This window comes from Flavobacterium sp. (assembly GCF_044349645.1).
Taxonomy (GTDB): Bacteria; Bacteroidota; Bacteroidia; order Flavobacteriales; family Flavobacteriaceae; genus Flavobacterium.
Genome location: NZ_JBIKQP010000002.1, coordinates 28,935 through 51,586, shown reverse-complemented (window position 1 = coordinate 51,586; position 22,652 = coordinate 28,935). Strand labels below are relative to the sequence as shown.

Below are 22,652 nucleotides of genomic sequence, written 5' to 3'. Positions count from 1 at the left end.
TTATGAAAACATTTTTTATAAATCTATATTCGAGATTAAACTCCTTTCTATTTGTTTTCATTTTGATTACTGTTGGAGTACTTTTTCTTGTATTGCCAAAAGAAAAAATATCTGTTGATGAAAAACGAGCATTAAAACAATTTCCCGTTTTAACTGAAGAGAGTTTGTTATCCGGAAAATATTTTGAAGATATCGATTTGTATTATTCTGATAATTTTATTTTTAGAAATGATATCATTGAATTTGCTTCTGAATTAAAACAATTTAAAGGGATTAAAAATGAAGAAATACAGTATTTTACGAAAATAAAAGCAGCTCCAAAAACAACAATAAACAAGGGGGGTACAAGTAAAATTAATGATTCTAAGGATAAGAAAGGGAGTGGATCCCAAAATGACTTAAGTGATGCAGACACTTTAAATGAGGCTTACGATAATATAAACTCGGTAATTGTATATAAAAATAGAGCGATACAAATTTATAGTGGATCTAAAAAAAAATTGAACAATTTTGCTGATCTAGTCTCAAAATATAAAGTTGCATTTGGACAAAATGTTAATGTATATTGCATGGCAATACCTGTTGGTTCTGATTTTAATTTGCCTAGTTCATTTAGAAAAGATAGAGAGAAAACGAGTATAAATTACTTGTACAGCATTATGCAGCCTAATATTAAATGTGTAAAAGCATATGATGAATTAGAAAAACATAAGGATGAATATATCCAATTTAATACAGACCATCATTGGACAGGACGAGGTGCTTATTATGCCTACTTGGCTTTTTGTAACACTGCTGGGATTGAGCCATTATCTATTGATAAGTTTGAAATTAAAAGAATAAATAATTTTATTGGAACTTTATATTATTATACTCGAAGTGAAGATTTAAAACAAAATAAAGATTACGTTGAGTATTTTAAAATCCCAAATATTACAAAAGCAACCTATTTTGATGAAAAATTAACTTCTGAAAAAAGAACAAAATTATTTGCCGAATTTGCTAGAGGAGGAAATTCCTATGGTGTATTTTTAGGAGGTGATTATCCATTAATGCATGTAAAATCGGATATTAAAAACGGGCAAAAAATACTTATTATTAAAGACTCTTATGGAAATGCATTTTCCCCTTTTCTTAGTGCCCATTATGAAGATGTTTATATTGTAGACTATCGCTATTTAAAATCAAACATTAAGAATATTATGAAAAAATACAGCATAAATAATATCATTTTTGCACATAATGTATTTGTAATAAATTCATCTTATACAACCTACCAAGAAAACAAATTTTTATATTCTAATTTTAATATTACTCCATCTAAAACTGAACCAAATAATACAAAGAAGGATACTCTAGCTGCTGTAAAAGATGAAAAATAATAAATCTATTTTTTTGTTTGGTATTTTTATATTCTGCGGTTTCGCTTTTGGGCAAACAATAGAGCCGTTAATTTTAAATGACAATTACAATACTATTCAATTTAAAGATTCAAAGGTTTTAAACACATTAAATGTTAATTGGAACAATAATAGAAGACTTTCGGTTTTGCATTTAGGGGATAGTCATCTCCAAAATGAAAATTTACCAAATAAGTGCCGACAATTAATTCAACAATTATTAGGTGACGGAGGAATTGGACTTATACAACCATTTTCAATTGTAAAATCTTATAATGCTAGTTTTTATAAATCAACACATACAGGCGAATGGGAATATAGTAAGAGTTATATTCTTCCGCCAAAAATACCATTAGGAGTTCGTGGAATGTCAGCAAAAACAGTGGATGATAAAGCAACTTTTGAAATTATTTTTAACAATTCTCCTTCAGCACAAAATAATGTTTTAACAGTTTTTTATTCAAATGTCACAGAAAGTTACGAACCAAATATTATAGCCGACTCCATTCCTGCTCGATTAATATCCAATAACGGAGATATTTTAAAATATCAATTGCCATCAAAATTTACTAAAATTCATTTTTCATTAATGAAAACTAATGAAAATCAAAATCAATTTACTTTGTACGGTATGTCATTGTCAAATATAGAAAATACGGGTGCAATTTGGCATAACGCAGGTGTAGGTGCTTGTCAATATAAATCAGTATTGTTTGAGGAAAAATATGAAGAACAAGCTGGTTATTTAAACCCAGATTTAATTATTATAGATTATGGAACAAATGATTTTCTATATTCAAATACAATTCCCGAACAGTTAACTTCAGAAATTCAACAAGTTATTACTAAAGTAAAAAAAGCAAACCCTAGGGCATCAATAATTCTTACTTCTGCACAAGATATGAATTATAAAAAAATAAATGTAACCGCTAGTAAGCCGTTTTCTAAATTGGTGAAAAAGTTAGCCTTTGAAAACCAATGTGGTTTTTGGGATTGGTATTTGGTTTCTGGTGGCGCCCATTCAATGGATATTTGGCAAGCCAATAAATTAACAATGAATGATGGAATTCATTTAAATGGGAAAGGTTCAGAATTAAAAGGGACATTATTATTTGAAGCTTTGAGAAAATCCAATTCCTATATGTTAGAAAATCCAGAAATTACGGAATTAGATTTTGAGGACCCAATTGAAACCGAAACTATTGATACAGAAACTAAAGTTGTTTCAGAAAAAATTCCTGAGAAGGTTATGGAAAAACGTATCAAAAAAATTACTTATAGAGTAAAAAATGGAGATACATTAGGAGAAATTGCAGAGAAATTTAAAGTAAGTTTAATAACATTAAAAAAACAAAATAAATTACGTAATAATAAAATTAAGCCAAATCAAATTTTATTTATTAATAAAAAATAGTTTAATTTACTGAAGTCAAAATCGAATTTGATTTATAATTACAAAAAGAATCGCAGTATTTCAGTACACCAATCCTCATATGTGCTGTTTTTACAATTTATTTTATTAAAAATTGTTTGTTTTTTATTGATGTCTCCTCTATTATATACTGTATAAAGTCCAATTAATGAATATTTTTCATAGATCTTTTTATTACAATATTCAAAAAGACACAATACTTTCCATTGCGTTTCCATTTTATTTAAATAATCAATTTGGGAAGAAGTTAAAGTTTTACTGTTACTCTTTATATTTAATAATATTGGATCATTTATGATGTTTAATGGAGCCCGACTTAGTGTATTTAATATAAAACTGATTTTCATTTGAAATGGACCAAAAGAGACATCGAGTTTACTATCATTGATTACTAAATTAGACTTTACAAGAATTACCTCTAGTTCATTCATTGAAATTGAATAAGTAAAATATTCAGGGGCAACTATACTTAATAATTCTTTTTTAGTTAAATAAAATGGATTGTCAAATGTTTGAATTTTATTTGAGATTGCAAACCACTTTTCTTTCGATTGTTGCTCAAAATAATAACAGGGATTAGATTGTGAAAAAGTACTTATATTAATAAAGAAAATGAAAAACCATTTCATGTAAATTAATAATAAATTCGTATCGAATTACTTTCACTAAAATTGGTATCTGGACAAATAAGCAATGAATTAATCATAAAATTGTTTTCATAACAACCACTGCAAATACATAAATTAGAACTAGAAGAATTTGGAATTAATTCTAATTTTATATTTAATTTTCTTTCGGAATCAAAGAGATCCGCAATTTGCCTAGCAACCGTTGGATTGCATTTAAATTCTAAATTCCCTTGAATGTAATTATAATTATTTTTACCCTTATAATACAATCTATAATCAAAGTCGTAATTAAAGAAATCTGAAAATCCAATTTGTTGAGCCAAATCTACTTCATAGGTATTTCTTTCAAAATTATAACTTCCAAATATTCCTTCATAAATTTTGTAATAAGAATTACCGTTTTGCACTGGAGCTGACTTGATACTATTAAGGATTTTCTGAGTAACTAAATTAAGATAATCTTCTTTATCAAATTCGCTTTTCCAGTTATAATCGTCTAGTCTTGATTTAGCATAGCATTTAATTGATTGCTGAATCGAATTATTGTTTTTAAAATTTGAAAAATACAGTATCACTGGTGTCAAAAATTCATCGTTTAACTCCATTGGAGTGTTACTGAATTGGTTATAATCAAATGCAATTTTATATATATAATAGGTTTTACCGTTTGATTTTGCTTCAATAACTGTCTCATTGATGACTTTTGAAAAATATAAAATATCTCTTTCTGATAGTGGAATCTTCCGAAGTTCATTTGAATAATTTCCAACTTCAAAAATAGAATTATAACATAATTCTGAATTATCATCACCATAATATTCATTCAATTTTACAGGCTTTGAGGATTTTCCAGATAAAAAAATTGGTTTATTATTATTGATAAAATCACTAAAATTAGACTTTTCAAAAGTATATTTTTTGGTTTGTGGCGCTGGAATAGAAGTTTTAATTGCTAAATTATTATCGGAGTTATCTTCTTTATAAAAAAGATCTGATTCTTTATTATTAGAATCTGTTTGAGCAATTGACCCCTCAAAAATAAATAATATAGAAAGGTAAAACAGGTATTTCATATTATTTGCAATTAAATTTTTTATTACGAATACAATCAGCATTTCCTAATGCCGCCCCTTTAGACCAATACACACAGGCTTCCGCTTTTTTATTAAGTTTATTTAGCTCACTAGCAGCATTATTCAAATAGAGGCCTTTGGATTCGTCACTTTCATATTTACTATTTTTTAATGCATTCATATAGTCGCTAAGAGCTGCTTGATGGTCGCCTCTAATCCCATAAATTACCCCTCTATTGTTATAAGCAGTAGAATGTTTGGGATTAAATTTTAATAATTTAGTATAATTATCAAATGCCTCGTTGTAATTATTTAATTTACTATTGCAATAGCCTAAACTAAACATTAACGACTCGTCAAATTCTGTACTTAGACTTATTAATTTTAAAATGTCATTTTTTGCATCACTCCAATAATCTCTTTTCCAATTCAATTGATATCTTTCATTGTATGCCTCAGTATTGTTAGGGTCTAATGCAACCGCTTGATTAAAATAATCTATAGCTGAGTAGGTATCCCCTTTTTCTTTATAACATTTGCCTAATAATAAAGGAACTTCGTAAACATCACTTTTTTGACTAAACAATGATCTAAGTTCTGAAATAGCTTGATCGTATTCTTCCGAATAATATAAATTTCTAGCTTCAGTTACTTTTTTATTATAATTGTAATCAGAAAAATCAATTCCTTTAGCCATCAAAATTTGATCTTTTGAGGTCACATAAACTAGGACATCTTTATATGAAATGATTTTATATTTTTTGTAATGATCAATATAATCCATCTCTTTCAATAAAGTATAAGGCTCAACTTTATGCGTTTCAGTATCTATTTTAAAGAAAGAATTTCCTTGTTTGGCAATTGCATATTTTGAATTATTATAATAATAAAGTATTTCTGCATCTTCTAAAATGACTACACCCTTTGAATCAATAATGCTTTTCTTGTCATTTGGGTCAGTAACTGCAGCCATTCCTTTGTAAAAATTACTTCCATAGGAATAGATTATTGGAATTATTATTTCCCCTTTGAAGTTGATATATCCAATTTTTTCATCTAATTGAACAAGTAATAATTCTGTTTTATCATATATATCATAATTAGCTATATTTTCATCAAAATTTGAAGAAACATAACACTTCTCTTCTACTCCATCTTCTCCATCTCCACCAGTTCCTCTTTCACTATTGTCGCCATAGTAAGGTTGATATACAGGACTCACAACTGTTTCTCCCAGTTCGTTAATATACCCTATAAGTTCATTTTTTTGAACTTGTAATAATCCGTTTTGAATTGAACTAATAGAATCAAAACTGTCTTTTGTTAAAAATGAATTGGAAGTTAAACTATATAATTTGCAATTTGTAACTGTCGATTTTGGCAAGTTATTGGTATTAATTGAAAACAAATTATTTCCACAAAAATCAATATTTTTATATTTAAGCTCTAAAACTACTTTGCCTTTTTGGTCAACAATTCCATAACGAATTCCAACTTTCGGTATAGTATTACTTACAATAAAATAATTTCCGGCTTCATATATTGATTCATATAGTAATGGAATAGCTACTTCTCCATTTTTATTAATCAAACCTTGCTTATTTTTTAAACCTGCTTTTAAATAAATGCTTGATCCAGACCCATAACTTAGTGGATCTAATGAAGAATATTTTTGAGATATTACTGTTCCATTTTGGTTGATAAGATAACATTGATTATTGAACGTTACATTAAATGTAGCTGCATCCACTTCAGAAACATAAGTGTATACCGCTTCTAAAATTCCTTCACCATTGGAGGAAATTAACCCAAAAGTACTTTTAACATTGTTAATATTTTTGGAAACAATAAAGTTATTATTCTCTGTTTTCGAAATTGTTTCAAATGAAAAGTCAACAATTTTTTGACCTTGATCATTTAATACACCTTGATTTTTTCCTAATTTAGTAATATAATAATCTCCTGAATTTTCTATACAATCGTAGGTTACTGGAATGATTTTATTTGCTAAAATATCAATTACTCCATACTTTTTATATTTAGAAACGATGAACTTGCCTTTTGGTAATGCTGTCATAGAATCGTATTCTACATCTCCAACAAATTTAAGTGTGCCAATATTTAATAAGGTGTATTTTTTATTTTTGGTTAAATATGGTAAAACAAGCTCTTTAAATTCTTTAATTTTAATATTAGCTAATTCAATTTTACTAGAATTAGGATACCTAGCTACAAATTCTTCAAAATTGGTCAAACTATCTAATGCTAGTACATTATTCCAATCAATTTCTTCTATTTTTTGATTTGCTTGCGCAACAAACTTACTTGATGGAAAGTCATCAACAAATTTTTGATATAAATCTCTATTACTTTTTGATTCTATTTCTTCCCAATTTTTTGAACTTACAAAGTCAATTGCTTCATTAATTTTAGGTGACTTTGGGTATGTCTTAATATAATCTTTATATTTTTCAACAGAATTAGAAGTTTTTGCTTTATTAAAAGCAATAGTATACATTAAATCTTCGGCAGTATTATAAAATTTTGAGTTTGGCCTTTTTTTCAAGAATTCATTCAATACGAATTCATCATCTAAAGACTTTATTTTTTCAAATTCCAAGCTATCTCTTAAGTTAATCGCTTTATTGTAGAAAATATTTCTAGGGTATTTATCAATAAATGATTCAACTATACTTAAATTATTCTCTTTTGTATGTCTTGAAAACAAAAACAATTCAAACTCATTGTTTTCCATTGTACTATTTGATTGACATAAAAGAATATCCTTACAAAGTTCTTCTTTCACTTTTGAGTCATAGTATTCTATACCGCTATAAGCCTCCAAAAAGTAGGTGTAGGCGCTATCAAGAGTTTGAATATTATCAGAAACTTTACGCATGTATTTGCTTCTAATATATTTTGATTCAGGCTTTATACCATTGTCTTTTTCGAATTTTTCAATTTTTTCAAACGCTTTTTTCTTGTCAAAATTTTCTTTAGACAATTCTTCATTAGCTAATCGAAGTTGACGAAATTGTGCATTTACTTGTAATTGAATGCTAAAAACAAATAGGAAAGTAATTAATATTTTTTTTTTCATAATTCATTAAGAAATTGATTCCTCTAAAGTAGAAGAAACCTTTTATTATTAATATGCATCTCCAGCATAAGCAGTATCTGCGACTGGCGCTGCCTCTTCATAAGCAGGTTCTTCCACATAATCACTTGCTTCAGAAACAGAACTTTCTTTATCAGATACTATTAAACTAGAAAAATGTGTAATATCAAAATTTTTATTACATATGTAAAACAATGGCTGACTTGATCCTGTACTCCAGGTAATTACATAAGAATTAGGCCCTTTATAAATACTAGCATATCTCCCTTGAGCAAATCCTTTTTTGACATTTGTAAAACCAGTTAGTTTGTTTTCTAAAGCTTTTTGAATAGATTCAGCTTTGCCATAAGCTTTACCATGTAAATTTATTATATAAACAAATGTTTGAGGTTTTTCATCCGTAATATAAAACTCATAGCTATCATTATTCAAAGCTTTTACATTTCCTGTAAACATGAATGAATAATCGGCATCATTATTAATTTTTTTGGAAGTAAATACTGAATGATTAGTTTCATAGGCACTAAAATCGTTAGCAGTTTTATTTAATTTTGAAATTATAGTATTAAAACCATCATTAAAACTTAGATTTTCAGGTCGGTCAATATTTATTAAGTTAAGAATTGCATTTACATCTAAATAATCTGAAGTGATTGAATTTTTTAAGCTTGTATGGTTTAAAAGTTCAAATATGTCATATCCTATTCCTTCGAATTGAGGATTTACTTTGTATTTTCCTTCCTCGTCAATTAATCCAAATTTATCACCTAATTTAACCAAGGCCACTTTTCCAAAAAATGGAGAGGCATAATCAAATTGTGGATTAATCAAAATTTTAGCTTCGTCATCAATATATCCATATTTATTTCCACTTTCAATACAAGCTAATTTACTATCACTAAATGTTTGTGCATAATCAAATTGTGGATTAATAACAAACTTACCTTCTTGATCGCACCATCCAAACTTGTCATCCTGTGAAATTAAAAACAATTTACCATCACTTTTTGCGAATTTATATTGAGGATTTATAATGTACTTTCCATCTTCATCTATTACTCCTGCTTTATTATCTATATAAACTACAGCTTTTCCATTATTAAATTTTTCAACTTCATCAAATTGATAATTTATAATTATTTTTCCAGATTTATCAATAAATCCCCATTTACCTTCTTTATTTTTTACTGCGCACTTACTTTCACTAAAATCTCCAATTTCAAAAAATTGAGGATTCACGATTGACGATCCAGTTTTATCTACAAAACCCCAAGTTTCATTATTGATTGTATCTTGTACAGAAAAACCAGCTAAACCTTCTGAAAACAAATTCACATTATTAGCTTGTTTAAGTGTAAACTTTATTTCTCCATCTTTATTAATTGCTGATGGTGCTGCATTATCTGTAACAACCCATGCTAAACCATCTTGAAAAACAGTGGCATCTTTATAAGTAGCATTAATAACAAATTTTCCTTTTTTATCAATATAACCCCATTTACCATTATCACCTGATAATTTTACTAAAGCTAAATCTTCTCTAAAAGCAGTAGCGAAATCAAATTGAGGGTTGATAACAATTTTGCCCTCTAAATCAAAATAACCATACTTTCCTTTTTGCTCAAATGGAATTAAATCTATATCATTAGATGATTTAAAAAGACTACAACTTAAAACAAATTGTAATAAAACTAGAATGACTGCAATTTTTTTCATAATAATAATTTTTAATTATTTCTGATTAATGAAACTTCGTTTTCTATATATTTTTTATCTTCTCCGTTAAATTTTTTACTAAATCCAATATTTATAGAAATACCTGCTTTAGCAAATACTTTAGCTGTATCGCTTCCATTAGAATATCCGCTAACATCAGCCGTTAAATGAATAAAATCAAACGGAATTCTTAATCCAATCGTTGAACATAAATAGCTATTATCTTTACTAACAATACTCAAATCTGATTTTACTTCCGGCAATGTTTCTGTTAAATATCCTAAATTAAACATAAAGAAACGACGCCAAATAAAACTTGCTTCTATCTGGGTTACTTTACTTTGATTATAATAAAAAGTAGTTGACGGTGAGATAAAATTATTAACGAATGGTTGTTTTGAAAGGTCAAGATAACCTAATCTAACTCCAATTTGTGAATAGGAAAATTTATGATTACCCGAAAAATTAATATTCTTTTCTTTTATATTTATTTTTTTATATAAACCTAATTCTAAATTCATTAATTGATTAATAATTTTTATTTTAGAGACTTCTAAAGGCGGTAAATTAGGATTGTTTTTATCTTGAATTATTTCAGGTAAATGAGATAAACTATAATTTAATTCTAACACATATCTAGTTGGGCGAGTCTTCATTAATTCTGTTTTCTTATTTTCACCAACTAAAGTTAAAACCTCTTCAAACAATTGTCTTAATTTTTTATTTTTTGGATATAAAATCAAATTCTTCTTACAAACGCTTGCTGCAAGTTCATAATTTTTATTATAAACATGGTTCTCTATAGTTCCAATTGCATTGTCCACACTTATTGCCTCCAATTGAGATTTGATATTATTATACTCATCAAGATCTACATATGAATATTTAGAAATATCGCTTAATTGTCTTAAACCCTCATTTAAAGATCCATTTTTTACTAAATTTTTAATATTAATAATTGTCTCCCTAAAATAATCTTCAATTATATTTTTCTGCTTTTCTCTATAAACAATTTCGTTATTTTGATCAACCAAAACTAATTTATCTAAAATTTTAATTGCTGAAACAAATTCTTTGTTACTGATTTTCGAATTTAATTCTGAGGTTAATTTTAAAGTCCACTTTAATTTATAATCTTTGATTTTATTCAAGACTTTCTCATTATTAGAATCATATAATAAAGCTTCATTTAATTTAGCAATTACAATTTCAAAATTCGATTCTTTCTGGTACAATTGATCTGCCTCGTTTATTAAACTTTCAATTATTTTCGAATCGTTACCTAAAGTTGCATTCAATTTTAAATAGGAAGAGAACATATTATTGTACTTTTCAATTAAATTGGTATCGGTGGCTGAAATAATTATTGTATAAACTTCAATATCATTTTGAATCGTTTTTATTTCTGAATTTATTTCACTTAAAATAGATTTTCCATCTTGCAAATTAGTAGTCAAATACTGATCAATTTTATTCTTCAATAAATCTATCTTAGGATTTAAAGTTGATCTATATCCTTTAGCTAAGTCCGCTTTTTTTACATAAACAATTGCAGAAATAGTTTTATTTGATTTATCTATATAATAATCTTCATGTTTTCCAATTAAAGTGGCTGATGCAGTTTGCGAAGATTCACGGAGAACGGAAGAAATGTAATCTATTTTTTTGTTGTCAGTTTGAAGTTCAGAAGATGACGTAGAAAAAGAAATCTTATCGACAATTTGTCTCACTAATTGAGTTTCAAGATCTCTACTAAACTCATTCTTTTTTTCTTTCTCAGATTTAGCTGGAAAATCAGAAAGTTTTTTTTGATCAAATTTTACATAATATTGATCCGATGGAAACACCATGCTTCTATAGGAATCACTCAACCATTTTGGTTGTTTGCTATTCTTATTTAAAGACGAAGAACAAGCATTTAACAAAAATAGCCCAATTATAGTAAAAAATATTTTCCTCATATTAGTTTTCTTCAAAACTTTTGTTGAACGTTTCTCTAAAATCTACTTTTTCAGCATGAAGTGATTTTATTTTTGAAGATGAAATATTGTTTTTCAAAGAATTGAAAATATCTTCTTTGCTCAATTCCACTCCAACCCAATAAGTATAGGTTTTATCAGGATTTTGATAAATTTTTTCTTGGACAATTTTAGCATTTTTTAATGATTGATTAGTTGAGATTGTTGCCATACGCTCAGCCTCCGACTTATAATCTATTGAAGAATCTATTTCCGATTGTCTAGCATAATCTTCTAGAAGTGATTTTACTTTTACATCAATTGTTTTTGCAATTTCATTTGCAGCATTTTTAAAAGCTAATTCTTTAGCAAAAGACATATTTGGACTTGTACCGCTTGAAATTGATCTGAAAAACGATTTATCTGATTGGAAATTTTTAATTGGCAAAACAATCTCTTTTGAATTCTCAGTTGCAGACACTTTTTTTGATCCACATGAAGAAATTGTAACAATAGAAACAACTAGTAATGCATATTTAACAATAGTTTTCATAAATAGTTTTTTTTAATTTGAATAATAAATTTAAAATAGTCAAAACACAAGAAATTTAAATTTTTATGATAAATAATTGATTTAAATTTTATGATTTTGCTAATATTATTAACAAAAGTAATAATATTAAATAGAATTTAACATGATGGAGTTAAAATAATTTTAAAAGAATTTAATTAAAATTGATCATTTAATTATTTAAAGTAACGATTATTATAATTAATGAAGAATATCGTGATTAATCGATTTATTGTTTTGTAAACTATAAACTCTATGTCAACCAAAATAGAATATAAAAATTAAGAAAATTTACATTTTTCATAATAAAAAATAAGTTTTTGGAGTTATAATTGGGTAATCCTAAATACTAAACTGCAATGAAAAAATGCACTTCCCTTTTTGTAATTCTATTTACTGCTTTATTATTTATACAAGGATCCTATTCTCAAAACAATACAACTGTTCGAGGTGTGAAATTATCATATGATAAAAAGAAACATGTAATGACCCTTACCACTTCTCATAAAATAATGTACACCAATGATTACGATTTAGACGTTTGCATCGAATTGCATAAAGGGCATGCTCTTAAAATGGTTATGAATGGAATTACATATTCTATGACCGAGCCTTATTTTAAACATATTGGACATACTAGAGAAATGGGCTGGGCTTTCAGCACAACTCAGCCAAAAGGTTTGAAAACCATAAAAGAAAACTACATTTATCAATTTTCTGATATTCAACCTGGAGAAGAATATATAATTACTGTAAGCAATGTTTGTGATGACAAATATATTTCTAGTGAAGAAAAAGGATCGATTGTAATTAACTAATTATAAAAAAACCACTTGCCGAAACAAGTGGTTTAAATTACAACTAACAAATTCAAAAAATATTATTGTTTTACTAACTTTAAAGTGGATTCTCTATCGTTAGTATCGGTAACTTTTACTAGGTAAATTCCATTGTTCAAATCACTAATTTCAAATTGTGATTCGGTACTAAAATTGCTTTTAAAACTTTTTACCAATTGTCCCGTAATTGAATAAATTTCTACTTTAGTGGTATTGGCACTTAAAGTAAAATTATTAGACGTTGGATTTGGTGAAAGTGTGATTACTTTAGCTGCTTCAATTTCGTTATTTCCTAAAGTTGATAATTTGTTTCCATAAACAAAAAACTGCCCAGCATTAATTGAAATTGGCGCATTTACATCGGTCACTGTAATGCTGGTATTGTCCATCAAATTGTACCATGTTCCTGCATATGGAAACGAAGGAACTATGGTTAAATTAGCAACAGAAAAATTAGCTAATACTACCACATTTTTTAATTGAGTTGAAGGCAAAGCATTGTCAAAAATGTAAATTCTTTGCTTCACATTATTGCCGTCAGGGCTAATTGAATAACTACCTTCAAAAACAGGTTCGCTAACTTTTAAAGCTATCATTTTAGACCAATCGTTGTAAATTTTGGCTCTTTCAGTAACTCCCAGCCAGTTGCCAACCCATTGAGGTTGTGGTTTAGTATTGAGTTTACAATCTCCTGGAGTAGGATCCGATTCGGTATTTACAGTACCATTATTACAATCGTAAATTGACATTTGCATTCCTAAATCGGCAAAATGCCAAATCATTTTTGGCCCAGGAATTAATAATGAAGTAGCTCCAATAGCAGACATTCTACCCAATGCATTATTTAAATTCCCAAATGGTGGTGCAGCGCCGGCCCCATTTCCTGTTGTCATAGCAGTGTAAAGTAGTCTTTCCTTATCGTGACTTTCAGGATAACCCATAACTCTTTTACCTAAAAATCCGGAATGTGCATCACTTCCAATTCTATATATATCAGCTCCTGTAGCATAACCACTAGCCAATTGAGCATAGGCATAGGTCATTTCACTCCACATCATTACTCCTTTACTTGGGGTTTCTGATAATCGGTAGTTTGCCCATTCTTTTTCTTCATTATCTGAGCCTAAGTGTTCAAAAATAGCATAGTGAGTTGGGTCTAAACTCCAAGTATAATCGGCGTAATTTTTAAGAACATCAACTCTATCTTGCTGATATGCATTAGTATTAGCTTCGCTACCTGTAGCATTTTGCGTAAACCCTTTAGTTAAATCCCAACGGAATCCATCAATTTTAAATTCTTCTATCCATTGTTTTACTACACGTCTAGTATAATTTTGAGTACGCGATTGTTGGTGATTGAAATCACTTCCAACACTGTAACTATGGGTTGCTACCATATTAAAATACGGGCTATCAGAAGCAGGGCTTCCCCAACCATCACCGTCAGGATCATTCATCCACATTCTGTTCATTGCATTTCTTCCAAAAGCATGGTTTAAAGCTATATCTAGGATTACTGCTATTCCATTTTGGTGACATAAATCTACAAATTCCTTCATTTTTTCTTTAGGACCATAGAATTTATCTAAAGCCATATGGTAAGAAGTATTGTAACCCCAACTTTCATTTCCTTCAAATTCCATTACAGGCATTAATTGAATTGCGTTGACTTTTAGGTTTTTGAAATAATCTATTCTATTGATTAATCCTTGGAAACTTCTAGTTTGATCAAAATCTCTTATCAAAACTTCATATACAATTAAATCCTCTTTTTTCGGTTTGTTAAAATTGGTTACTTGCCAATTATAAGGAGTTTCTCCTGTTTTTAAAACCGTAACTTCTCTTTCTTGACCTGCAGGGTAAGCTGGAATGTTTGGATAGTTAGAAGCTGGAATATATGGGTCATCAAAGGGTGATAATACTAAAGTTGAATACGGATCAGCAGTTTTGACTAATGCTGGTGAGCCCGCAATTGGGGTTGTATCTACCACCCAGTATTGATAATTATAATTTACACCAGGAGTAAGTCCGGTTAATTCTAACCAAAATTTTCCAGTCGTAGGATCTTTTTTCATTGCATCGTTTACCGAAGGCTGATAATTATTAAAGCTACCTGCCACATAAACAAAATCTTTTCCAGGTGCGTCTAATACCAAAGTTGCCTTAGACGTATCTGAATTATAATTTATTCCATCAACTAATGTGTTTGAGGGTAGAGCTTGATTAACAGTTATTGGATTAACCATTACATTGAAAAACTTAGATTGAGTTGCCCCACCTAAAGAAATTACCAGTTCATAATTTTGATTGGTTGTAATATTTGTATCTGTGAAAGAATAGGTCGTCGCGTTTGAAATTGAGTTGATACTTACACCATTTGCTTTTAAGTTATAATTTGCATTTCCGCCTGTATTATTAGCAGAAATAGATAGGCTTCCGCCCGAATTTATTATGGTTGTACTATTAACATTTGGCTGTACCAATGTTGATTGAAACGCACCCACATTGATTTCTAAATCTACGGTTTGGGCTGTTCCGGTATCGCTTCTAAATACCATATTTATTTTAGACACTACACCTGTTGTAACTCCATAATAAGCAAGAATTGTGGGAGTTAAAACTAATTTATATATATTTCCTGAAACAAGTGTCAATGAGGGTTGAACTAAATTATTCCCCCAATTTCCAATTACGTTTGACCAAGCAGTACCGTTTAAAGTAACACCAGTATGGGCATAAATTGTTCCATTATATGTTGCAAGTCCAGTTCCAGTTTTATCAAATAAAATCGTTGCTGATTGATTGGATTCAGGAGTTACTCCTCCTTGCCAAGAAACTTGAGAAAACCCAAGATTAGATAATAAAATAAAAATAAAAAAACAGTAAAGATTTTTCATGGTATTGTGAAATTATAAAAAGGGCTTTCATGAGAAAGCCCTTTTATATAAATAATAATATAAATTATTGTATAGAGTAAGTATAAACTCTTGGGTTACTTAAATCTAAAGTAATAGTTTTAGTTCCTGCTGGTGTACTAATGTTAGTTCCTCCTTCTTCAAGTTTACCATCAGCTCCTGTATCACCATAATTTAAATCCCAAGCTCCATTAGCTCTGAATTTTAATCCATCATTTGGTGCAGATTGAGCAGATAAAGTTACTGTTACAGTCCATTTTCTAGTAGTTGGATTGTAAGTCATTGGAGTGTCTGTTGACCATCCACCTGGAGTAGCATTACCGATTATAGCCCAAGTTGTTCTTTCTTGAGAGTAAGTTAGAGCAGTTGTGTTTGCTTTTAATCTGTAGTAACCTGCAACAGCAGCATTACAATTTACTTCATTTGTTAATCTCAATTTGTTAGTGAAAGTTCCGTCATCACCCCAATCGTCATTACCCCAGTTGAAGTTTCCTGCATTATCAGGAGCAACAAATTTAAATCCACCATCTAACCATACATAACCTTCGTAGTTTGTTTGACCAAAACCTGCAGAAGCTAATTTAGGAGCTGTTCCAGGAGACCAGTTTTGGTGATTCCCAGGTACTGCAATAGTTGGTAAAGCAGTAGTGTAAGGAGTAATTAACACATTGATAGTGTTTGAATATTGAGTCACACTTCCTACAGCAGCTTTAACACGAATATCAATACTTCCTTGAGAAAAAGGAGTTAAACCAGCAGCAAGTACTGCCCCGTTTAAATCAGCAACACTCCAAGTAAGGTTAGTTGCGCTAGTAGTTCCAGCTGGAGTAATAACAGCAAAATTTGTTCCTGTTAAAGCAATCTCTACTGTGTAATCAACTTGTGTTGGAGTTGTGAAATCAGCAGCACTCCATGTCATTGTAATAGCAGGGTTAGTTGCTAAAGCAGGAGTTAATACTGTTGAAGCTCCTGTTTGTGGTGTTAAAATTGAGAAACTACCTTTAGCTTCAGCTAATTGGAAGTTTTGTTCATCCGAACAAGATCCTAAAGTTGCAAATACAATTGCAGCTATGATTATTTTAAATGTATTTTTCATTTTAAATTATTTATTTATTAAACTTAGTTATTAGTAACCTGTATTTTGAGTTAAATTTGGATTAGCAGCAACACTTTCAGCTGGTAATGGGAATAATTTAAAGTGTGCAGGAATAGCAATTCCATTTACTCCATTTCCTTTCCAAGCCCAGTTGTAGCTTCCTCCAGTAAATTTACCAAAACGAATTAAATCTTGTCTTCTGTGAGCTTCCCAGTGTAATTCTCTTAAACGCTCATCTAAAATAAAATCTAAAGTTAAGTCTGCCGCAACAATTGTTTGTCCGTTAGCTCTTGTTCTTAATGAGTTAACATAACCTAAAGCTTGAGTAGCAGTAACTCCTGTTGCTCCTCTTAATTGACATTCAGCTAGCATTAAGTAAACGTCTCCTAAACGGAATAATGGGAAGTCAGTATCAACAAATCCTTGGTCTGAACCATTAGCTCCAGTTGAAGTTTTGTTAGAAAATTTAGTGATAATGTAACCACTATCTCTATCAGAAACAGTTGTAATAATAGGATTTCTACCTGCAGTGATTAACGTTTTTCTAGCGTCATTTGCAAATGCAGCATCAGCAAATTTATCTCCAAATTGTTTTCTTACACGTAGAGCTCCACCCCATCCGCCTACGCCTAGAGATGCTCCATTTCCTTCCATTGAACCAACTTGACCGTTAATGATTACAGTTGTTGGACCGTAGTTTTGAGTTGTTCTACCATCTGATTGTAATGGGAAGATAATTTCATTTTTTGCACTATTTGTATCGCTATCAGCCATAAAATTATGTCTGTAGCTAGTTGCTAATGTATATCCACCACCGATTACTTTATTACAGTAAGTAACACACTCATTGTATTTTGGAGCTCCAAAATAACTATCGTGGTTCAAATACATTTTAGCTAAAATCATCCATGCTAATCCTTTGTCTGCTCTACCAAATTCATTGGTTTTAGCATTCGCTAAATTGGCATCGTTTTCTAAAGCTAATAACTCAGATTCGATAAAATTAAATAATTGTTGTCTGTCGTATTGTGGCCCTCTGTAATCTCCTACTGGATCATTTTCAGTCACAAATGCCGCTTTACCAAACATATCCATAATATGGTAGTAAGCTAAAGCTCTAAGAACTCTAACCTCAGCACGGTATTTTTGAATTTCACCTCTAGTAGCAGCAGAAACTCCTCTAGAATTTAATTTAGAATCTGTAGTTTGTCTTAAATATTCATTTACTAAAGCTACTTGGAACATTGCTCTACCATACATTCCTCTGAATATAGGGTTAGAAGCAGTCCAGTTAGTTCTTTGAATATCTGCAGTTCCTGGGTCATTTTCATACGACCAGATTACTTCGTCTGTTGATAAATCTTGCATGTACCAAAGACATCTTCCATACTGGCTAGTACCAGCATCGATTCCCGAAATATTTGATGATCCTGCTCCATTTGTACCAGTTAATGATAAATTACCATAAACTCCAGCTAAGCCTTGTTTGTATGAGGCATCAGTTGAGAAGAAATCATCAGATAAAAATTGATCATCATCTTTAGGTATGGTGTTCAAATCGTCTGTACAAGAAAGTACAGTCAATGCCAACGCTAAATAAGATAGTTTAAATAGATTTTTCATTTTTTTCTGTATTAAAATTTAATGTTAGCTCCAAATAAAAGTGTTCTTGGTCTTGGATAAATTGTATTATCGATACCATTATTTGTAATCTCAGGATCTAATCCACTGTATTTAGTAATTACAAATGCATTTTGTACACCTGCACTAATACGTAAACTAGCTTTTCCATCTAACCATTTTGGGAAACTATAACCAAAAGTGATGTTATCCATTCTTAAGAAAGAAGCGTTCTCGATATAAATATCAGATTGCGTTCCTAAGCTTCCTGGCTGAATAAAGTTGGTATCCAAAACAGAAGTAGGAATGTTTCCTAATACTGTATTGTTTTGAACTAAACTATAGTAAGCACTTACTGAATTGATGTTGTTGTAAATATGATTACCTAAACTCGCTCTTAAGTTAAAAGAGAAATCGAAGTTTTTGTAATTGAAATTAGAAGCAAATCCGAATGTTGCATCTGGATCACCGTTGTATCTAATATATCTATCACTGTTATTTACAATTCCATCACCATTCAAATCAGCATAAGCTCCTTGAATTGGCATTCCACTTACATCATACAATTGTTTGAAAACATAGAATGAATTTGGAGTATATCCTTGACTGTGAATTTGGATTGTTCCTCCAGTTCCACCACCAATTCCTCCAGTTAAAATATCAGAATTTAAAGCCAATTCGTCAATTCTTCTTTCAAATTTAGTAACGTTGAAATTTACATTCCAGCTAAAATCATTTGTTTTAACAATATCAGCATTCAATGTAAGTTCAACCCCTTTAGAACTTAATGTTCCTATGTTTTGGAAACCTGCATTACTAAAGTTAGATCCATCAGAAATAGCTGCATAAGATAATAAATTTTTAGAAACCTTTGAAAATGCCTCTACACTACCAGTTAATCTATTATTGAAGAAACCAAAATCAAAACCTACGTTGGCAGTTGTAGTTTCTTCCCATTTAATATTAACATTTCTGAAAGTTGGTACCGCTAAGCTTGTTGGAGTTGTTCCAAAAACATATTGAGAATTGCTGTTTCCAATTGAATAAGGCTCTAAATATAAGAAATTTGCATCTCCCATATCTTGTTGTCCTGTAACCCCCCATCCTAAACGCAATTTTAAATCGCTAAATACTTTTGAATCTTTTAAGAAGGCTTCTTCTTTCATTTTCCATGCTAAAGCTGCAGATGGGAAATTACCCCAACGGTTTTCTGGACTAAATACTGAAGAACCGTCTCTTCTGTAGGTTAAGGTCATCAAATATTTATCCTTGAAAGTCAAATTAGTTCTTCCGAAGAAACTCACTAAAACTTGATCCCCAGGTCTATTAACATCTGGTGCTTCTGAGTTAGGGTTTAATACGTTAAAACTATTAAAGCTTTCTCTTTGGAATTTTTGGTAAGAGTAACCTCCTGTAGCTTCAAAAGCTAAATCAGAGAAAGTTTTGTTGTAAACTAAGTACCCGTCAAATAATTTGTTGGTTTTGCTTTCTGTTTGAGTTTCGTTAACTCCTCTTAAAACATTATTAATGTAAGCAGATCTACTGTTGAAATCAACTGTTTTCATACGATCTCCAGTACTGTTATCGTATCCAACATTTACAACAGCTCTTAACCCTGGAAGGAATGGCAATTTATAATCCAATTCTAAATTTCCAAAAGTTCTTCTGTAAGTTCCGTGATCGTGTGTTTGCATTAATTGAGCAACAGGATTCCATGGTGCATTAACTAACGGTAAACCATTTGGTGTAGCTGTATATTCAAAGTATCCTCCGTAATTAGTATTTGCAGGATTGTATACAGGTTGTGTTGGGTCAAAACGAATTGCAGAACCTTCTACACCTTCAGCGAATCTATTTTTCTCATTAGAGTAATTCGCGTTCAATCTCACCTTTAACTGATCTTTAAAGAAAGTAGGGTTCATTGCTAAACCTACAGTATTTCTCTCAAATTGATTGGTTAAACGCAATCCTTCTTGAAAAGTTTTACCAATCGTTAAACGAGATGGAATTTTGTTAAACAAATTACCTTTAACAGATAATGATTGGTCAACCATTTCAGAAGTTCTGTAAATTTCATCTTGCCAATTAGTATTTGCAGTACCTAAAGAATTAAGTAAATTAACTCCAGTAGTAGGATCGGCAGCAAGTAATTGGTTTTGTCTTACTTGAACTATATTTCTAAAATCTGAAGCGCTAAATACACTTATTTGATTTACTCTTCTACCAATACCTAATTGTACGTTATATTCTACTTCAAGGTTTTTACCCCCTTTTTTAGTAGTAATAATAATTACACCATTAGAAGCTCTAGAACCGTAGATTGCAGTTGCAGATGCATCTTTCAATACAGTCATCGACTCAATTGTAGCTGGATTTAAAGAAGAAATAATAGAAGTAGCTCCTACTGAACCTTTGTTATCAATAGGCAATCCATCAATTACAATTAATGGATCATTACTTGCATTCAAAGAAGCTCCTCCACGAATTCTAATTTGTGATCCTGAACCAGGCGCACCACTAGTATTAATAGTAAGACCTGCAACTCTACCGTTTAATAAATTTTCGGCAGTTACATTAGCTCCTTTGTTGAAGTCTTTTGTAGTAATGGTAGTCAAAGACCCTGTAGCGTCTTTTTTCTTAACCGTACCATAACCTACTTGAACTACAACTTCGCTCAATAAGTTAGCATCTTCTTGAAGACTAACCGTAATTGAAGTTTGATTGGAATAAACAATTGTCTCGGATTTATATCCAATAAATGAAAAAACGATTTTGTCGCCTTTCACTACTTTTGACAATTGAAATTTTCCATCTAAATCTGTGGCAGCACCTTTTGATGCTCCCGATACTACTACATTTACCCCAGGTAAAGGTTGTCCTGATGCTTTATCAAGTACAACTCCGCTTAAATTGCTCTGAGCCAGAACACTAAACGGAAGTAGTAAGAATAAAAATAACAACTTTTTGTAAATTGTTTTCATACATTTTGTTTAAGTTAAAAATTGGTTTTTTTGCTTATATTTATACTTCGAAAAATAAATTTATAAATTATTTAACAAAATCAAAACAAAAATATAAAATTAGGTTTACGAAAACGTGATAGTGTTGAAAAGTTTATCAATTGTATGTCAATTTTATCCTAATTTTACACAAACTTAAAAAAAAAGCAAACTTAATTATCAAATATTAATTTATTATTTTCTCATGAAGAAAAAAATTACATTAAAACAAATTGCTCGGGAACTGGATGTTTCTATCTCAACGGTGTCTAAATCATTACGTAATAGTTTGGAAATCAGCGAAGATACAAGACAAAAAGTGCAGGCCTTTGCAAAATTTTATAATTACAAACCAAATAATATCGCTTTAAGTCTAAAAAATCGAAAAACGAAAACTATTTGCATTATAATTCCAGAAATAATTCATCATTTTTTTACTACTATTATTAGTGGTGTAGAACATGTGGCAAATGAAAATGGCTACAATGTAATCATCTGTCTTTCTGACGAATCATTCGATAAAGAAGTAATCAATATGGAAATGCTTGCCAATGGAAATATAGATGGTTTTATCATGTCATTATCTAAAGAAACTCAGCAAAAAAAAGACTTTCACCACATTACCGAAGTAATTAATCAAGGGATGCCAGTGGTTATGTTTGACAGAGTAACAAATGATATTCTTTGTGATAAAGTTATTATAAATGACCATTTAGCTGCCTTTAATGCTACTCAATTTTTCATCGATAAAGGTCTAAAAAAGATTGCTTTAATCACCACAGTTGATTACGTTAGTGTTGGAAAATTAAGAACAGAAGGATATGTAAATGCATTGAAAAATAATGATATAAAAGTAGATGAAAGTCTAATAATTCGAATTGAAGATACCGAACATTACGAAGATTCTATAGAACAATTATTAAAGACAAAATCTCCTGAAGCCATTTTTGCAGTTAATGAATTATTTGCGGTTACAGCCATAAAAGTAGCCTCTCGTTTAGGAATAAAAATACCGGAGGAATTATCAATAATAGGATTTACAGACGGATTAATTTCTAAATATTCCTCTCCAAGCATTACAACTGTAGGTCAAGATGGTATTAAAATGGGGGCTAAAGCCGCAAAAATGCTTATTGAGCGACTAGAAGCCGAAGAAATTGAAAATTCAGTTGGCGAAATCGAAGAACACTACCGAACTGAAGTAATAGAAACCGAATTGGTAGAAAGAGAATCGACAAAATCATAATTAATTACTTCAATTTATTTTTGTTTTAAAAAAAATTATA

General features: G+C 29.9%; 14 protein-coding genes. 4 read left to right on the top strand and 10 right to left on the bottom strand.

Annotation, left to right across the window (positions count from 1 at the left end):
• Positions 1 to 2: 2 nt before the first annotated feature.
• Together AC9UFV_RS00735 and AC9UFV_RS00730 are read left to right on the top strand one after the other, a co-directional pair.
• Entirely contained in the window at positions 3 to 1,382 is a 1,380-nt protein-coding gene (locus tag AC9UFV_RS00735) for a DHHW family protein (protein ID WP_509571763.1), read from the top strand.
• Positions 1,372 to 2,814 (top strand): GDSL-type esterase/lipase family protein, encoded by a 1,443-nt coding sequence (locus tag AC9UFV_RS00730; RefSeq protein ID WP_509571761.1) that lies wholly within the window; start codon positions 1,372 to 1,374, stop codon positions 2,812 to 2,814. Before AC9UFV_RS00735 ends, AC9UFV_RS00730 begins: the two co-directional genes overlap by 11 nt.
• 38 nt (positions 2,815 to 2,852) lie before the next feature.
• Here AC9UFV_RS00730 and AC9UFV_RS00725 read toward each other — a convergent pair whose 3' ends face one another.
• Genes AC9UFV_RS00725 through AC9UFV_RS00700 form a run of 6 tightly spaced genes read right to left on the bottom strand, consistent with a single transcriptional unit; the run spans position 2,853 to position 11,879 of the window.
• The gene (locus AC9UFV_RS00725; protein WP_509571759.1) at positions 2,853 to 3,461 is read right to left on the bottom strand and encodes a hypothetical protein; all 609 of its coding nucleotides are present in this window, start codon (positions 3,459 to 3,461) and stop codon (positions 2,853 to 2,855) included.
• A gap of 5 nt (positions 3,462 to 3,466) precedes the next feature.
• Positions 3,467 to 4,534, bottom strand: coding sequence for a hypothetical protein (locus tag AC9UFV_RS00720; RefSeq protein ID WP_509571757.1), 1,068 nt, complete (start codon positions 4,532 to 4,534; stop codon positions 3,467 to 3,469).
• A 1-nt stretch (position 4,535) separates the two neighbouring features.
• Positions 4,536 to 7,634, bottom strand: coding sequence for a WG repeat-containing protein (locus AC9UFV_RS00715; RefSeq protein WP_509571755.1), 3,099 nt, complete (start codon positions 7,632 to 7,634; stop codon positions 4,536 to 4,538).
• A gap of 48 nt (positions 7,635 to 7,682) precedes the next feature.
• On the bottom strand, positions 7,683 to 9,368 hold the full coding sequence (locus AC9UFV_RS00710; RefSeq protein WP_509571753.1) for a WG repeat-containing protein: 1,686 nt from the start codon (positions 9,366 to 9,368) through the stop codon (positions 7,683 to 7,685).
• Between the two features lie 11 nt (positions 9,369 to 9,379).
• Positions 9,380 to 11,329, bottom strand: a complete 1,950-nt coding sequence (locus tag AC9UFV_RS00705; protein ID WP_509571751.1) for a hypothetical protein — start codon at positions 11,327 to 11,329, stop codon at positions 9,380 to 9,382.
• Between the two features lies 1 nt (position 11,330).
• Entirely contained in the window at positions 11,331 to 11,879 is a 549-nt protein-coding gene (locus tag AC9UFV_RS00700) for a hypothetical protein (protein WP_509571749.1), read from the bottom strand.
• A 377-nt stretch (positions 11,880 to 12,256) separates the two neighbouring features.
• On the opposite strand from AC9UFV_RS00700, the gene AC9UFV_RS00695 reads away from it, so the two are divergent.
• Positions 12,257 to 12,715 carry a hypothetical protein gene (locus AC9UFV_RS00695; RefSeq protein WP_509571747.1) on the top strand — a complete coding sequence of 153 codons (459 nt, stop codon included), beginning with the start codon at positions 12,257 to 12,259 and terminating at the stop codon, positions 12,713 to 12,715.
• 62 nt (positions 12,716 to 12,777) lie between these two features.
• Here the strand turns inward: AC9UFV_RS00695 and AC9UFV_RS00690 are convergent, their stop codons facing one another.
• From AC9UFV_RS00690 to AC9UFV_RS00675, 4 genes are all read right to left on the bottom strand, one after another.
• A complete protein-coding gene (locus tag AC9UFV_RS00690) occupies positions 12,778 to 15,633 on the bottom strand; it encodes an alpha-amylase family glycosyl hydrolase (protein ID WP_509571745.1) in 2,856 nt (951 codons plus the stop codon).
• A 64-nt stretch (positions 15,634 to 15,697) separates the two neighbouring features.
• Entirely contained in the window at positions 15,698 to 16,747 is a 1,050-nt protein-coding gene (locus tag AC9UFV_RS00685; RefSeq protein ID WP_509571743.1) for a SusE domain-containing protein, read from the bottom strand.
• A gap of 30 nt (positions 16,748 to 16,777) precedes the next feature.
• Positions 16,778 to 18,370 carry a RagB/SusD family nutrient uptake outer membrane protein gene (locus AC9UFV_RS00680; RefSeq protein ID WP_509571741.1) on the bottom strand — a complete coding sequence of 531 codons (1,593 nt, stop codon included), beginning with the start codon at positions 18,368 to 18,370 and terminating at the stop codon, positions 16,778 to 16,780.
• 11 nt (positions 18,371 to 18,381) lie between these two features.
• The gene (locus tag AC9UFV_RS00675) at positions 18,382 to 21,348 is read right to left on the bottom strand and encodes a SusC/RagA family TonB-linked outer membrane protein (protein WP_509571739.1); all 2,967 of its coding nucleotides are present in this window, start codon (positions 21,346 to 21,348) and stop codon (positions 18,382 to 18,384) included.
• A 223-nt stretch (positions 21,349 to 21,571) separates the two neighbouring features.
• Here AC9UFV_RS00675 and AC9UFV_RS00670 point away from each other — a divergent pair, with 223 nt between their 5' ends.
• Positions 21,572 to 22,612 carry a LacI family DNA-binding transcriptional regulator gene (locus AC9UFV_RS00670; RefSeq protein WP_509571737.1) on the top strand — a complete coding sequence of 347 codons (1,041 nt, stop codon included), beginning with the start codon at positions 21,572 to 21,574 and terminating at the stop codon, positions 22,610 to 22,612.
• Positions 22,613 to 22,652: the final 40 nt, after the last annotated feature.